16 protein-coding genes, 1 tRNA gene and 1 other RNA gene are annotated in these 13,646 nt (G+C 69.1%); 5 read left to right on the forward strand and 13 right to left on the reverse strand.

The genetic code is table 11. The features are described 5' to 3' along the window. Positions 1-144 precede the first annotated feature (144 nt). From AB0J06_RS16245 to AB0J06_RS16255, 3 genes are all read right to left on the reverse strand, one after another. Positions 145-217, reverse strand: a tRNA-Ala gene (locus AB0J06_RS16245). 100 nt (positions 218-317) lie between these two features. Further along, a complete protein-coding gene (locus tag AB0J06_RS16250) occupies positions 318-872 on the reverse strand; it encodes a YqgE/AlgH family protein (protein ID WP_357429266.1) in 555 nt (184 codons plus the stop codon). A gap of 47 nt (positions 873-919) precedes the next feature. Then, the gene (locus tag AB0J06_RS16255) at positions 920-1,276 is read right to left on the reverse strand and encodes a VOC family protein (protein ID WP_357429130.1); all 357 of its coding nucleotides are present in this window, start codon (positions 1,274-1,276) and stop codon (positions 920-922) included. A 102-nt stretch (positions 1,277-1,378) separates the two neighbouring features. Here AB0J06_RS16255 and AB0J06_RS16260 point away from each other — a divergent pair, with 102 nt between their 5' ends. Further along, positions 1,379-2,182, forward strand: a complete 804-nt coding sequence (locus AB0J06_RS16260; RefSeq protein WP_357429132.1) for an S-methyl-5'-thioadenosine phosphorylase — start codon at positions 1,379-1,381, stop codon at positions 2,180-2,182. 29 nt (positions 2,183-2,211) lie between these two features. On the opposite strand, the gene AB0J06_RS16265 is transcribed toward AB0J06_RS16260, so the two are convergent. Genes AB0J06_RS16265 through AB0J06_RS16275 form a run of 3 tightly spaced genes read right to left on the reverse strand, consistent with a single transcriptional unit; the run spans position 2,212 to position 4,078 of the window. Then, positions 2,212-2,565: a response regulator gene (locus AB0J06_RS16265; RefSeq protein WP_357429134.1), complete on the reverse strand. Its 354-nt coding sequence runs from the start codon at positions 2,563-2,565 to the stop codon at positions 2,212-2,214. Between the two features lie 3 nt (positions 2,566-2,568). Beyond that, positions 2,569-3,519 carry a hypothetical protein gene (locus AB0J06_RS16270; protein WP_357429136.1) on the reverse strand — a complete coding sequence of 317 codons (951 nt, stop codon included), beginning with the start codon at positions 3,517-3,519 and terminating at the stop codon, positions 2,569-2,571. Between the two features lie 40 nt (positions 3,520-3,559). After that, positions 3,560-4,078, reverse strand: coding sequence for a hypothetical protein (locus tag AB0J06_RS16275; protein WP_357429138.1), 519 nt, complete (start codon positions 4,076-4,078; stop codon positions 3,560-3,562). Between the two features lie 254 nt (positions 4,079-4,332). Between AB0J06_RS16275 and AB0J06_RS16280 the strand changes: the two genes are divergently transcribed. Genes AB0J06_RS16280 through AB0J06_RS16290 form a run of 3 tightly spaced genes read left to right on the forward strand, consistent with a single transcriptional unit; the run spans position 4,333 to position 5,950 of the window. Then, positions 4,333-4,752 carry a hypothetical protein gene (locus tag AB0J06_RS16280; protein ID WP_357429140.1) on the forward strand — a complete coding sequence of 140 codons (420 nt, stop codon included), beginning with the start codon at positions 4,333-4,335 and terminating at the stop codon, positions 4,750-4,752. Then, positions 4,752-4,985, forward strand: a complete 234-nt coding sequence (locus tag AB0J06_RS16285; RefSeq protein WP_357429142.1) for a helix-turn-helix transcriptional regulator — start codon at positions 4,752-4,754, stop codon at positions 4,983-4,985. The genes AB0J06_RS16280 and AB0J06_RS16285 overlap by 1 nt, the downstream gene beginning before the upstream one ends. Then, positions 4,982-5,950 (forward strand): NAD(P)-dependent alcohol dehydrogenase, encoded by a 969-nt coding sequence (locus AB0J06_RS16290; protein ID WP_357429144.1) that lies wholly within the window; start codon positions 4,982-4,984, stop codon positions 5,948-5,950. Before AB0J06_RS16285 ends, AB0J06_RS16290 begins: the two co-directional genes overlap by 4 nt. 164 nt (positions 5,951-6,114) lie before the next feature. Here AB0J06_RS16290 and AB0J06_RS16295 read toward each other — a convergent pair whose 3' ends face one another. From AB0J06_RS16295 to AB0J06_RS16305, 3 genes are all read right to left on the reverse strand, one after another. Further along, positions 6,115-8,562 (reverse strand): hypothetical protein, encoded by a 2,448-nt coding sequence (locus AB0J06_RS16295; protein ID WP_357429146.1) that lies wholly within the window; start codon positions 8,560-8,562, stop codon positions 6,115-6,117. 128 nt (positions 8,563-8,690) lie between these two features. After that, positions 8,691-9,290 carry an ATP-binding cassette domain-containing protein gene (locus AB0J06_RS16300; protein WP_357429148.1) on the reverse strand — a complete coding sequence of 200 codons (600 nt, stop codon included), beginning with the start codon at positions 9,288-9,290 and terminating at the stop codon, positions 8,691-8,693. Positions 9,291-9,385: 95 nt separating this feature from the next. Beyond that, a complete protein-coding gene (locus AB0J06_RS16305) occupies positions 9,386-9,667 on the reverse strand; it encodes a hypothetical protein (protein ID WP_357429150.1) in 282 nt (93 codons plus the stop codon). Positions 9,668-10,074: 407 nt separating this feature from the next. Between AB0J06_RS16305 and AB0J06_RS16310 the strand changes: the two genes are divergently transcribed. After that, a complete protein-coding gene (locus tag AB0J06_RS16310) occupies positions 10,075-10,374 on the forward strand; it encodes a hypothetical protein (protein ID WP_357429152.1) in 300 nt (99 codons plus the stop codon). 260 nt (positions 10,375-10,634) lie between these two features. Here AB0J06_RS16310 and ssrA read toward each other — a convergent pair. The 4 genes from ssrA to smpB all read right to left on the reverse strand — a co-directional run bounded on the left by ssrA (position 10,635) and on the right by smpB (position 13,599). Continuing rightward, positions 10,635-11,009, reverse strand: a transfer-messenger RNA (tmRNA) gene (gene ssrA, locus AB0J06_RS16315). 179 nt (positions 11,010-11,188) lie between these two features. Next, the gene (locus AB0J06_RS16320) at positions 11,189-12,292 is read right to left on the reverse strand and encodes an SRPBCC domain-containing protein (protein ID WP_357429154.1); all 1,104 of its coding nucleotides are present in this window, start codon (positions 12,290-12,292) and stop codon (positions 11,189-11,191) included. Between the two features lie 49 nt (positions 12,293-12,341). Then, positions 12,342-13,058, reverse strand: coding sequence for a cellulose binding domain-containing protein (locus AB0J06_RS16325; RefSeq protein ID WP_357429156.1), 717 nt, complete (start codon positions 13,056-13,058; stop codon positions 12,342-12,344). Between the two features lie 64 nt (positions 13,059-13,122). Beyond that, entirely contained in the window at positions 13,123-13,599 is a 477-nt protein-coding gene (smpB, locus tag AB0J06_RS16330; protein ID WP_357429158.1) for an SsrA-binding protein SmpB, read from the reverse strand. Positions 13,600-13,646: the final 47 nt, after the last annotated feature.

Genomic DNA, 13,646 nt, shown 5'->3' on the forward strand with positions numbered 1-13,646 from the left:
CGACACCCTTGGGCTACATCTTCACGACCTACCCACACCGGCAGCACATGTCAGCCCAGAGCGGCGCGCCGCTCAGGAAATGATTAACGCCCTGGTCTCGGGGAGGTTCCCCCGACCAGGGCGTTTCTCGTACTGCTACAAGGGTGGAGCCGAGGGGACTCGAACCCCTGACCCCCACACTGCCAGTGTGGTGCGCTACCAGCTGCGCCACGGCCCCTTGCTGTTCCCGGTCACCCGGGCACTCGCGCAATAGTACACATGCGGGCGGCACAGGTCATCTTGGAGGGCCTGCGTCACACCCGCGCGTCGTCGTACCCCTAATTGAGGGCGACGTCGGACGGGAAGTGCGCGACGGCGGCCATCATGCCGCCCTGCCGCCGCAGCACCATCGGCCACAGGTCGTCGGGGCGTTCCATGAAGGCGTCCCCGGGAAGGGCGTCCAGGACGAACCAGGAGCCCGCGGCGATCTCGTCCTCCAACTGCCCCGGTGACCAGCCGGAGTAACCGGCGAAGACGCGGATGCCGACGACGCTCTCGCCGAGGGATTCGGGGTCGGTCGAGAGGTCGACCGTGCCGACGAGACCGGAGACCTGGTGGAAGCCCTTCACCCGGCCGGCACCGGGGCGCATCCGGGCCAGACAGATCGCCGACTCGGGCTGCACCGGGCCGCCTTCGAAGAGCACACCGGGGTCGCGGGCCAGCATGCCCCAGGTGCCGAGCACCTCGGAGACCGGCACCTCGGTGGGGCGGTTGAGCACCACCCCCAGCGCACCTCCGGATTCATGCGCAACCAGGAGCACGACGGTCCGGTCGAAGTTGGGATCCTTGAGGGAGGGAGTCGCGACGAGCAGCCGCCCGGTCATCGACTCCATCGACCGTCCCCCGATTCGCTGCCCCTCGCTGTGCACCGCCACCTCCGCTATCCGTGCGCGTCCGAGACGCAGAACTCGTTGCCCTCGGGATCGGCCAGCACCGTCCACGCGAAGGCCGGCGTGCCGTGCTCCGCGACGACGCTCGCCCCCAACGCCGCCAACCGCGCCACCTCTGCGGCACGGTCGTCGGCGTGCCAGTCGATGTGCGCCCGGTTCTTGCCCGAGCGCGCCTCGGCGACGCGCTGCAGGCCGATGCCGACGCCGTCGCCCGTGACGGGGCCGAGGATCAGAAACGCGTCCTCGTGCCGCCACTTGATCTCGTAGCCGGCGGCCTCCGACCAGAACTTCGCCAGCGCCAGAGGATCTGTGCAGTCGATCGTCACCATGCGCGCAGTCAACGCCATGCCTGGCACCATAGCCTGCGACCTGCGCGGTGGTTAAGGTCTAGCGGCGTGTGTACGGCGCGAGCCTTTCCCGCTCGCCTCGACCAGCGAGAGGTTGGACACGTGGACCGACACGCGGAGCTCGCCATCATCGGCGGATCGGGGCTCTACACCCTGCTGAAAGGGGCCGTCGAGCACCTGGTCGAGACGCCGTACGGGGCGCCCTCGGACCCGGTCACCGTCGCCGAGCTCGGTGGCCGACGGGTGGCGTTCCTGCCGCGGCACGGGCGGGATCATCGTCATCCGCCGCACCTGATCCCCTACCGGGCCAACATGTGGGCGCTGCGCTCGCTGGGCGTACGGCAGATCCTCGCGCCGTGCGCGGTGGGCGGGCTGCGCCCGGAGCTCGGGCCGGGGACGTTCGTGGTGCCCGATCAGCTGATCGATCGGACGAGTGGACGGGTGCAGACCTACTACGACCAGGGAGCGGTGCACGTCTCGTTCGCCGATCCTTACTGCCCGGTGGGGCGGAGCACGATCCTGGCGGCGGCGCGGCGGCACGACATCGATGCGACGGACGGCGGCACCGTGGTGGTCGTCGAGGGGCCCCGCTTCTCGACCCGTGCCGAGTCGCGCTGGTATGCCGGCATTGGCGGGTCGATCGTCAACATGACCGGGCATCCCGAGGCGGTGCTCGCGCGTGAGTTGGGGCTCTGTTACACCTCTGTCGCGCTCGTGACGGATCTCGACGCCGGCGTGGAAGGCGGGCACGGGGTGACGCAGGAGGAGGTGTTCCGGGTCTTCGGCGAGAACACCGTACGCCTGCGCGAACTGCTCCTCGACGCGGTCACCGCGCTCCCGCCGGAGCGGGCCTGCCCGTGCGGGCAGGCCCTCGACGGCATCAAACTCCCCTTCGAGCTTCCCTGACCCGTCCCACGACCCCGCCGATCAAGGCGTTATTCACACGGACGGATCTCCGATCGCGTGAACACATCCTTGATCGACGTTGAAGGCGGGAAGGACGTGGGGACCGGAGTCGAGGGGTGCGCCCGCACGGTGGGCGGCGGCGGGGCGTGCAGGAGAGCCGGGGCGGGCAGCGTGACGTCCAGCACGACGACGTCGGGACGGTCGGGGTCGAACGCCGCCAGCGCCTGCGGCCCGTCGGCCGCGACGGAGACCGCCAACCCGGCCCGTTCGAGGTATCGCCCGATCACGTCGCCGACGGTCGGGTCGTCGGCGACGACGAGCACCCGGCTCGGGATCGGGGTGGAGGCGGGGCCGATCGGCGGCCCGGCGTACGGCTGCGGCATGGCTCAGCGCACCGTGGTGAGGAGCAGCGGCTGGCCGGAGCCGGCGTCGAGCACCGGCCGGGCGCCGAGCGGCCGGTCCAGCGTGACGGTCACCGGGTGGAGCAGAAGCTGCATCGTGCACGGCTGGTCGGACCGACTGACGGCTCCTCCGACCACGATCACGTCGTCACTCTCCTGCACCAGCGGCTCGATCTCCTTGTCACACGCGCCGACTCCGAGCCGGTAGCTGAGCTTGGCGCCGTCGACACCGGTCAGGTCCTGTGCGGAAACGAAGCCCTCCGGCAACTGCGGCGCGGGCGCCGACGCGGTCGGCATCGGGGCGATCGCGGCGGGCGCCACGGCGAGGCGGGCGATCGGGGCCTTCAACTCCTCGATCGTGAAGAGCCAGGCCGGCACACTCGCGTCGCCCCGGCTGGTCCGCACGGTGGCGGAGCCGAGCTTCACGCCGGTGACCGTCAACGGGATGCAGGCCGAACTCGGTGTGGAAGAGACCGATCCGGAGGCCGCGCCGCCGGACGGGGCCGGAGCGGCCGGACGCGCACACGGCGGCGGATCCCCCTGATCGAGTTCCCGGTACGCGTCCTTGGCACTCACCAGTGGCACGCTGAGCGTCCCGTCGGGAAACCGCACGGTGCCGTCGGCGGGCTTAGTGGCGGGCAGCGGGATCCCGTCGCGGTACCAGCCCGCGGCGAACGCGTGCTTCGTGTCCTCGGTGAAACCCGGATCCGCCGGGAGCACGGTCGCGTTCTGCATCGGCACGTATCCCTGCTGCCACTTGCCCGGCCCGACGGCGGCCCGCCACGCCTCCGCGACCTCGGTGGCCCGCTGCTCGAAGGCATCGGACCGCTGGTCAGGTCTGGCCCCGGCACCCGCCGGACCGGACGCGCCCGGCTCGGCGCAGGCGGCGATCAGGAGCATCAGCGGAAGGCCCACCAGGGCGGAAATACGGCGCATGTCGGGTGAGACGCGGCCGACCCGTCCCCGGTTCCCCCGGTCACGTCTCGCCGCCGATGTCCGTCTCGTACGCCTCGTACACCAGGTCCGCGCCGCGCTGCCGGTGTCGCGCCAACTCCCGCAACAGGTCGCCGGCCCAGTCGCGCAGTTCCTCGATGCTCAGTTCCGACGAACCGAGGCCGCACTGCAGGTGAGACAGCGTGGCGGCGATGGCGGTGTGCTCGCGGGTCAGCAGGTAGACGGTCCGGGCCAGCCGGGGGGCGTGGTCGAGCAGTTCGGCGTAGAGCCCGTCGGACCCTTCGGTGAGCACGATGTGCTCGGTGAACGCCAGGCGCAGCGAATGCAGGCGGATGCTCACCGACTCGCGCCACTCGGGGTCGGCGGCGGGCGCGGCCAGCGCCAGCTCCAGGGCGTGGATGGCGCCGGACAGGGTGGCCCGGTGGCGCCGGGCGACCAGGAGGGCGGGGGCCGGAGGCACGGGCGTGCCGGCGTCGAACGGACCGGTGTGCCGGACGCGCTCGGCGAACTGCGCGGCCTGCGGGGACGGTCGTGGCGCCATGACGCACCTCCTCGGCTCAACCCATGAGCCGATGGTGAGCTACGCCACAAGCAGTGTAAAGACCCCGATCAAGTCTCATTCGCCACGCGCGCAATGAGGACCGCTCACGTACCGAGCGGACCCCCCCCGATTCGCCCGTGAGGCCGCGATGTGGGACGCGGACGCGCCGAGGGTTGTGTAAAGAAATATTGACATCGTGTCGAAGCTGCTTTACCTTCAGCATGTCAAGTTTGCTTTACATAGGGGAGGCGGGAATGTCGTTCGACGAGAAGCGCGCGTGGATACAGGCGGTGGTCGCCGTCTGTGGATACGGCACGTATGTGGCCATCGTGCTCGCCCGGGCGGGGCAGACCCCGCTGACCGAGGTGCACTACGTCGGCACCCTGCTGTGGACGGTCGGCGGGGCCATCGTGGCGGGGATCGTGCTGCACATCCTGTCCGGCATGGTGTTGCCGGGCGGCACCGGCAAGGACCAGCGCGACCGGGAGATCAACCGGTTCGGCGAGCACGTCGGGCAGTCGTTCGTCGTCGTCGGAGCGGTCGGTGCGCTGCTCATGGCCATGGCGGAACTGCCGTACTTCTGGATCGCCAACACGCTATACCTGGCGTTCGTCCTGTCCGCGGTGCTGGGCTCCGTGGCCAAGATCGCCGCCTACCGCCGGGGCTTCCAGTGATGGCGAAGGCGACCCGGGTCACCAACCGGATCCGGGCGCTGCGCTTCACCCACGGCGAGATGACCCAGGCCGAACTCGCCGACCGGATCGGCGTGACCCGGCAGACCGTCATCGCCATCGAACAGAGCCGGTACTCACCCTCCCTGGAGGTCGCGTTCCTCATCGCCCGGGTCTTCGGTGTCCCGCTCGACGAGGTGTTCCAGTACGCCGAGGATGAAGGGGAAGGTCGATGAAGGCCATCGTCCAGGACCAGTACGGCTCAACAAATGTCCTGCGCTTCGAGGACGTCCCCGCGCCCACCGCCGGAGACGGGCAGGTTCTGGTCCGGGTCCACGCGGCCGGCATCGACCAGGGTGTGTGGCACCTCATGACCGGGCTGCCGTACCTCGGCCGCGCCGCCTTCGGCTTTCGCCGGCCCAGGATGCGGATCCGCGGGATGGATGTCGCCGGCCGGGTCGAGACGGTGGGCGCGGGCGTGACCCGCTTCCGGCCGGGCGACGAGGTGTTCGGCAGCTACACCGGGGCATACGCCGAGTACGTGTGCGCCCCGCAGGACCGGTTCGCACTGAAACCGGCGCGCCTGACGTTCGAGCAAGCGGCGGCCGTGCCGATCTCGGCGCTCACCGCGCTGCAGGGGCTGCGCGACGCCGGCCGCGTGCGGCCGGGCCAGACGGTACTGGTGATCGGTGCGGCCGGCGGGGTGGGCTCGTTCGCCGTCCAGCTCGCGAAGCACCTCGGCGCGCACGTCACCGCGGTGTGCAGCGGTGCGAAGGCAGACCTGGCGCGCGCCCTCGGCGCCGACGCCGTTGTCGACTACACCCGCGAGGACATCACCGACGGCACCCGGCGCTACGACGTCATCCTGGACGTCGCCGGCAACCGCCCGCTCCGGCGGCTCCGTCGCGCGCTCGCGCCGCGCGGCACCCTCGTCATCGCGGGCGGTGAGGGTGGCGGGCGGTGGCTCGGCGGCGTGGACCGGCAGCTGCGCGCCCAGCTGCTGTCCGCGTTCACCCGCCAGCGCCTGTGCGCACTGATGTCCCGTCAGCGCCTCGACGACCTGCTACTGCTGAGCCGCCTGCTCGAATCGGGCGACGTCACGCCTGTCGTCGACAGGGCCTATCCACTGAGCGAGGTACCCGAGGCCATCCGGTACCTACGTGCTGGCCACGTCCGCGGCAAGCTCGTCATCACCATTTGACGATGGCCGGAGAGCATCGGATATCAGAAGATGCGCAATGCCCGTGTCGAGCAGTCGGCCGTGACGGTGCCGTGGTGGGTATGGCGATCCTTCGCGGTCGGTTCGCCTGCACTCAGCGGTTCAGATCCGAGATGAGCTCTTCCACGCGCGCGATATCTGTGGCGTCAAACACCTGTACCGATTTGCTCGCGGACGCGGAGGCTGAGGACCGAGCGGAGCGCGGCCAAGGCGGTGGCGAGGTAGATCGCTGCGAGCAGGGTGAGCAGTTGCGCCCAGGGGATGCTGAGCGCGAAGCCGGAGATTCGCAGGGAAATTACCACCGTGGGCGGTAGGGCGATGATCAGACTGAGCACGGTGCTCGTGGCGACGAGAATGCCGTATTGGTAGAGCAGGACGTGACGTGCCCAGGTGGTGGGTATGCCGATGGATATCAGGCGGGTCAGGTAGCCGCGGAGTGTCCGGGTCTGGGCGCGGGTGGCGGCAAACACGGCGGTGAGCACGAGGATGACCAGGCCAGCGGCGGTGGCTAGCAACGCAGCGGCCGGAACGGGCGGCTTTGGTGGTGTGTGGATCCGGACCGCTTGTGCGTCTATGCCTACGCGGGCGACCGCTTCTTGCATGGCCTTGGCTGCGGTTGCGGAGACATCGGTGATGATCAGGGGCCCGTTCTGCGGCACGGGTAGGTTCAGGCTTTGCGCAGTAGTGCGGAGCATGACACCGTCGGTTCCGGTACGCCATTCAACGAGTGGCACGTCGACGGTGGCTATGGGCAACTCCGGCGTCCGGCTGGCGACCCTATCGCCCTCTTTCACGGCGAGGCGTGTGGGCTGTGTTGGTGCGTCGGGTGCGTCGGTCCATACGAGCAGTCCGCCCTCGGCCAGCGCGGCGCGTTGCGTCGGGTTGAGGGAGTGGCCGATCAACTGTTCGACTTGACCGGCGGTCTCCACGGCAAGGAGATTGCCGTTGTGGCCATCGCGGGTGACCGACCGTGTCAGGTTGCCGGACTCGTCGGTGGTGAACAGATAGGCCAGTTCCGCGCGTGGGAGTCCGTCTGCGACGCCGGAGGCCTCTACGGCTCGCAGTAGCGATGCTGGTGGCGGGAGCGTGGTGCTCGCGCGGTCAGCCAGCAGCACTTGGCCGGGTAGCGCGTCGGGGTAGGCCTGCTGATCCGTGGTGCGGATCAGGGTGTCGAGCAGCGTGAGGAACCCCATGGACGAGCCCAGCAGCGCCGTGAGGATGGCGACGATCGCGACAGCGCGGAGTGTGTCGGCCGCCAACTGCCGAAGCGCCAGGCGACGACGTGGCCCGCCTTCGGGCAGCACCCTCAGCAAGAGATCGAGCACGTCGGGGATGACGAGTAGCACCGCGAGCGTGAGCACGCCGGTGAGGATCATCGCCTTGACCGGAGAATCCACTCGTACGGCGTACGCAACGGTGGCGCACCACGCGGCGACAGCGAGCAGGTGCCGGGCATCTCGGACGCGTCGCTTGGCCACAGCTACCGTCTGGGACGTCAGACGGGAGCGCGGAGCCACAGCAGGGCTAGCCTGGTCTCTGCTGCGGGCGAGTGCAGCGCCGGCGCACAAGCTGGTGAGCACGACTAGTGCGAGCAGCCGCAACGGGGGCGCGGTAAGTCCCTCGATCGGGCCAGGTGGCCAGTCGCGCACCCGCGCGATGACCACTCTGGCCACCCCACCGATTACTCCCCCGACGATCGCTCCGGCCGCGGCCGCAGCTACGCACCAGGCCAGGGCCGCGACGGTCAGGGCGGCCGTCGCGGCTGCTGGTCGTACGCCGACCGCCACCAGCCTGGCCGACGCCCGCCGGAAACGACGATCGTTAAGTCCGAACACGAGCAGAACCGCCGCGACTGGCAGCAGCAGAGACGGCAGGGTGTAGCCGGCAGGGGTGCGCTCGATCGAAGTACGCTCGGGCCGCTCGAGCAGTTGCTCCCGGAACCGCAGCGTGCCGCCGACGACGAGGGCGTCGGCGCCCTCGGTGGCGGCACTCGACCGCCGTGTGTAGTCGTTCACCGCGCTGGTGAAGGCCGTCACGGCGCCTTCGGCGTCGCCTCCCGACCACAGCAGCAGCGGCTGAGCGCCTAGTAGCGGAAACCCTTGGGCGAGGCTGGGATCCAGCGATGCCCAGGTGCCCGGGGCGACCAGCAGGTTCGTCGTACGCGCGAACTGGTCCTCGGCGGTGCCGACAACGGTGAACGTCACCTTGCCGCCCAGCACGGGCAGGGTGCCGCCAGCAGTCGCCGTCACATCCTGCGGCTCGGTGACCACCACCTCGCCCGGCCGCGTCGGCCACCGACCGGACAGCAGGTCGTATCGGGCAGGGAAGGGTCGATCCTGCCAGGATGCCTCTAGCATGCTCACGCTGCGCGCCGGAGTGATGGAGAGCTGCATGTCGGACGCGCTCAGCATGACCTGAGAGTCTGCAAGTCCGGCACGCAAAGCCTGCGCCCGCACGTCCGGCGTGAACTGGTCTTCTCCGGGCGGCAGCACAACGCTGCCGTAGCCGACGGACGCGCCGAACCGACCCAGATCCCGGTCGGCGATCTGCGCGCCCGACAGGGACAGGGTTCGCAGGGTAACGAACATCGCCATGACGGCCAATCCGGCGACAAAGACAATCGAGGTTGATCGAGCTAGCTCCCGAGAGCGGATGAGACGCCGGGCGAGCCGGAGTACGAAACGCAGTTGCGTCACAAGAGACGCTGCGGAGGGCTCTGCGGTCACGAACGGTCTTCCAAGCGCCCATCGATGATCTCGTAGCAGGTGTCGGCGTAGTCGCGGCACCGACGATCATGCGAGCAGACCACAGCCGTGACTCCCTGATCACACAAGGCGCGAATGAGCACGAACAGCTCTTGGGTGGCTGCGGAGTCCAACGCCCCGGTGGGTTCGTCAGCGAGCAGGACGGCTCGCTGTCCCGTCAGGGCCCGCGCGATCCCGACTCGTTGACGCTGTCCGCCGGACAGCTGTCGGGGCAGACGATTTTCGATGCCCACCAGTCCAACTCGGCGTAGTTGGTCGGCGGCTTCGGCCCGCGCGGCCATGGCGGGCATGCCGCGCGCCTCCGAGGGCAGTGCGACGTTCTCCACGGCCGTGAATTCCTCGATCAGGTTGTGGTCCTGAAACACGACGCCGACGGTCTCGAGCCGCAGCTGCTCGCGTTGGCTCTCGTTTGCGGTGGCAACGTCGACGCCGCTGACCTGGATCTCGCCCGAATCGGCGAGGTCCAGGCCAGCCAGCAGGTTCAGCAGCGTCGACTTGCCTGAGCCGCTGGCGCCGTAGATGCACACGAACTCACCCGGCCGGGCTTCAAAGTCCACGTCACGCGCAGCCCACACAGTCTCTACCTCAGACTGATAGGCCTTACGAACTTTCTGCGTACGGATGAGTGGTGACATCACAGGTGTTTGACGATTCAGCAGCTGTACGCCGTGCGCCAGGACGAAACTTCGTCGCTGTTGGCGGGAGCGACGTTGCTGTCGCTCTGGTTGCGACCGAGAGTCTGGCGGTCTCCGGACCCGTTGGCGTCCTTCCACATGCAACCGGAGTGGGTCGTGGACTTGTTGGCCCAGGAGTCCATCTCGTCGTTGGCGTCACCGCTCAGGTTCTGGATGGTAGATGAGTCCTGGCCACGCTCGGCCAGCATCCACTTGTAGTCGTTGTTGCCCCACAGGCATGTAGGCCGCGTCGCAGTCACTCTGGGCCGCGCTGGCGGTTCCCGGAACGAGCACCAGACCCGTCCCTACGATCATTGCTGACGCGATGAGATTTTTGATCCTCATTGCACCTCCCCGTCTCGAGTGCGAGTGCCGTGATCCATGGCATGACACCCATCGAAGAACGTCTCATAGTAGTGAATCAATGACCAACCGAGAAAGTTGGTTGCGACACGTGCACCGCACTGCACTGACCTGGGGTTATGCACAAATCTTGATCTGGACGGCCACCGTGGGCAGGTCGGCCAGCATGGGAGCGCGCCGAGATCGCAGTTCAACCGGGGCCACACGGCCGGCCACGCAGTAGCCGCTCAGGCCGTCATCGTGCGGATCGGGGCCGGTCGAGTGTCGGAGACGCCGGGACTTGCGGTGATTGGCTCCGCCGGAGTTGTCAGGCAGTGGTGCGGTTGGCGACACCCGCAGCGTAGCGCTGCCTGGTATTTCCGGCCCCGCGGCCGCCGGGACCGCCGGCTGCCCCCGCATCTCGGCCAGTGTCGACGTCGCCCGCGCCAACGGGCTGCCCATCATCACGCCGCCGCAGACCGAGCTGAAGTTCTGCTCGGGCAAGCCGGTCACCGTCGAGGCCGGCCCGCACATGAAGTACCACCAGGAGGAGTACTGGCGCAGCCCGGAGTGGCTGCAGTCCTGGAACCGCCAGACCTACTGGACGGCGTCTTCGGCAACTTGAAGAACTTCGCGACCGGCAACATTCACCGCGGCTACATGCAGTTCACCGGCCGCGCACTGGTCACCCTCGGGCTCACCACCGACCGCTCGGGCCCCACGTCGCATCTGGCCTGTTGCATCCGCAGAGCCGTGTCGGCATGGTCGGCCGGGCGCAGACACACGTAGGGCCCGGTCTGATGACCGGGCCCTACGTGATCAAGTTGTGGGCTCTCCCCGAAGCCGGATTCGAGGAAAAGAATCCGAACTTTCGGGGAAACCCCGTGGTGGAGGTGCCGGGAATCGAACCCGGGTCCTTCGGCGTCTTGTCAGGGCTTCTCCGAGCGCAGCTCGCTATGTCTCTACTCGGCCCCACCGCTCACGCGAGCGAGTTGGTGTGACGGGCCCAGTCGCGATTAATCTCGCCGCACGAACCCCGCGACCGGGTTCGGTTGGCCAGCCTTCTAACTGATGCCGGTTACTGGGACGAAGGCGTTCTCAGACCGACAGACTCACTACTCGCCTCAGGCGGCGAGAGCGAAGTCAGCGCGCTTAGCGTTGGCGCTTATTGGTTTTCCGACGACCGATTCTCGAGACGACGTCGGCTTCCTCGGCTCGCTTCCCCTGCCGCAACGTACGAAGTCGAAACCAGTCACCCCCTGGATGTGCCCACAACCGGTCAAACCCGGCCAGTGGATCGGCGCTGCGACTGTCGCAGCCAGTCAAGAATAACGCCTCCCGCCACCAAGTTCATTCCGGATCTCGACCGGACTCTCCCGGTGGCTCCGCGCAGGCCGCTTCACCAGCGCGAACACTCACTTCAACCACCCGAGGCCGGGTCACATTCCGCGGCACGGGACGCCGTCGACGGTGCAGGTGAGCGGCGCGTTGGCGGCGATCAACGCGGTCGCGTCGAGCGTGACCGCGAAGCCGAAGCTGGTTGAGGTGTCGCCCGCCAGCGACGCCCCGGTGAAGGTCACGGTTGTCCCGCGCTGCGTGAATTCGACATCGGCGCGGGAGACGATGGCGAGCGGCGGCAAGGTCACGGTCGCCGTCCAGGCTTCGGCGGTCGCCGCTCCCGTGTTGCGGATGGTGAGGGCGCCGGTGTATCCGAGCAGCGAGGAACCGGTCTGCCGGTAGTCAGCGGCGAGCGGACCAGGGCTCTTCCGCAGCGGGGCGGGCAACGGCAGGGCGGTCGGCGATGCGGCGACCGCCCGCTCGACCGTCCGGGCGGGCGGGGTCGGCGCCGGCGGGGTCGTCGGCGCCGCGGGGGTGGACGGCGCCGCGCTCGGCGGCACGGCCACGATCGGCGGCGGGACAGGGGCCGGCCCGATGGTGGCCGGATCGACCGTCCCCGGCGGCAACAGGCCGGCCAGCGCCGCCCCGGTCGCCCCGGCGAAGAGCCCGGTCACGATGAGCGCGACGGATCCACGGCGTGCGCGGGCACGGACGGACCGCGGCTGCGCCATGGCCGCGGGTCGCGGCACGATCCCGGCACCCGCGGCGAACGGCAGCAACTCGACCGGCTGACCGGCAGCAACCCCGTCGAGTACGGCGGGGAGCGCCTCGCCGAACAGGATCGTGTACGTGCGGGACAGGTCACGCTGGCGTTCGGTGCCGCGTACCCCGAGGAAGCCTTCCTGGCCGACCAGCAGGCGACAGCCGGCGGCGCGCGGCACCACCTGCCAGGTGACGAGCGTGTGCAGCTGCTCGGCGCGCCACCGCATGACCAGCGTGTGCGGCGCCTCGACCGCGACGACCTCGCCTTCCACCGCGGCGTCGAATCCCGGCAGGTCACGAGGGCGGAGCCGGATTACGGCCCCGACCGTCGGCTCCAGGTCGGCCGGCATGAACCAGCGCGCCAGCAGGCGCCGCTCGGTCAGCGCCCGCCACACGAGGTCGGCGGGATGCTCGAGGTCGAACTCGAGCTGAATTTCGGCCATCAGGCGACCCTAGGGGACCAACCGCCCATCCGCCGTCCAGGCCGGGCGATCAGAAAGTTTCGCAGCGTGCGCCGTTCACGGTGCAGCTGGTGGGATTGACCTGTCGCCGGGTGTTCTTGTCTGCCTGGAAGCCCAACCGAAGGGTCGCGCCCGGAGAGACCGGCTGGTTGGAGGTGAACGTCAGCGTGCGACCCGACGCGGTCGCGGTGACGTTCCCCCAGTACTGACGCACCGTGATCCGCACGTCGTCCGGATACGTCAGCTGAACCTCGACCCGGCCAGCCGTGCGGGAGCGGTTCGTCACGTCGATGTCCGCTCTGAATCCGCTGAACCAGGCGTTGCTGACCGAGTAGCGAGCGGTGAACACGGGCTGGGGCGGCGCGACCGGCGTCGGCGAGGGCGGCCGGGGCGGGGCGCTCGGCGCGACCCGTACCGGGGAGAGGGTGAAGGTCACCGCCGGGGACGCCGAGGCGGGCCGCGTCGCGGACGGCGACGGAGAAGGCGACGACGGCGTGGCCGAGCGCGACGGGGCGGTCGTCGGCGTCGCGGTGGGAGCAGCGGGGTCGTAGAGCGCCGCTCCGTCGGGCGGACCGGGCAGTGCCGCAGCCGGCTGCACGATCAGCATCGGCGGGTCGACGCGACGCGCGTGGAAGACCGCCCACACGGCTCCCCCGATGAGCACGGCGACGACGACGCCCAGCACGAGGCTGGATCGTGCTCGCGCCGGCGACAGGTCCGCCGAGTCCCGCGCCACGTGCTTGCCCACCCCGCGATTCCCTCCCCCTCGGCCATCATGCCGACGAGGAGGCTAGCGGGAAATTACAACGACGTCACTCCATGCCCTTGCCGCGACGACCGACGACCCGCTGAATTTCCCGGTCGGCATCGCGTTTGGCCAGGTCCTGCCGCTTGTCGTAGGACTTCTTGCCCTTCGCCAGCCCCAGCTCGACCTTCGCCCAGCCGTCGGAGAAGTAGACCGAGAGCGGCACCAACGTCAGACCGCTCTCCCGCAGCTTGCCGAGCAGCCGATCGATCTCCATCCGGTTGAGCAGCAGTTTCCGGGTACGCCGTGGCTCATGGTTCGTCCACGTGCCCTGGGCGTACTCCGGGATGTGCATCCCGTGCAGGTAGAGCTCGCCGTTCTTCTCATGGGCGAACGCGTCGACCAGCGATGCGCGGCCGGCGCGCAGCGACTTGACCTCGGTGCCGGTCAGCGACATCCCCGCCTCGTACGTGTCGAGGATGGCGTAGTCGTGGCGGGCTTTGCGGTTGGAAGCGACGACCTTGCGCCCTTTTTCCCGTGGCATGTCTGACACCTCCCCGCGCTCTGGACAGCCGCGCAATGCTACACCGA

Origin of the sequence: Micromonospora sp. NPDC049679, from assembly GCF_040659735.1 — a bacterium.
Classification (GTDB): Bacteria; Actinomycetota; Actinomycetes; order Mycobacteriales; family Micromonosporaceae; genus Micromonospora_I.

What these genes read in the sequence shown, in the direction of transcription:
- smpB (WP_357429158.1), bottom strand. Translation starts at nt 13,599, where the DNA reads ATGCCACGGGAAAAAGGGCGCAAGGTCGTCGCTTCCAACCGCAAAGCC.
- AB0J06_RS16255 (WP_357429130.1), bottom strand. Translation starts at nt 1,276, where the DNA reads ATGGCGTTGACTGCGCGCATGGTGACGATCGACTGCACAGATCCTCTG.
- AB0J06_RS16280 (WP_357429140.1), top strand. Translation starts at nt 4,333, where the DNA reads ATGTCGTTCGACGAGAAGCGCGCGTGGATACAGGCGGTGGTCGCCGTC.
- AB0J06_RS16270 (WP_357429136.1), bottom strand. Translation starts at nt 3,519, where the DNA reads ATGCGCCGTATTTCCGCCCTGGTGGGCCTTCCGCTGATGCTCCTGATC.
- AB0J06_RS16285 (WP_357429142.1), top strand. Translation starts at nt 4,752, where the DNA reads ATGGCGAAGGCGACCCGGGTCACCAACCGGATCCGGGCGCTGCGCTTC.
- AB0J06_RS16320 (WP_357429154.1), bottom strand. Translation starts at nt 12,292, where the DNA reads ATGGCCGAAATTCAGCTCGAGTTCGACCTCGAGCATCCCGCCGACCTC.
- AB0J06_RS16275 (WP_357429138.1), bottom strand. Translation starts at nt 4,078, where the DNA reads ATGGCGCCACGACCGTCCCCGCAGGCCGCGCAGTTCGCCGAGCGCGTC.
- AB0J06_RS16265 (WP_357429134.1), bottom strand. Translation starts at nt 2,565, where the DNA reads ATGCCGCAGCCGTACGCCGGGCCGCCGATCGGCCCCGCCTCCACCCCG.
- AB0J06_RS16250 (WP_357429266.1), bottom strand. Translation starts at nt 872, where the DNA reads ATGGAGTCGATGACCGGGCGGCTGCTCGTCGCGACTCCCTCCCTCAAG.
- AB0J06_RS16290 (WP_357429144.1), top strand. Translation starts at nt 4,982, where the DNA reads ATGAAGGCCATCGTCCAGGACCAGTACGGCTCAACAAATGTCCTGCGC.
- AB0J06_RS16295 (WP_357429146.1), bottom strand. Translation starts at nt 8,562, where the DNA reads ATGGCGATGTTCGTTACCCTGCGAACCCTGTCCCTGTCGGGCGCGCAG.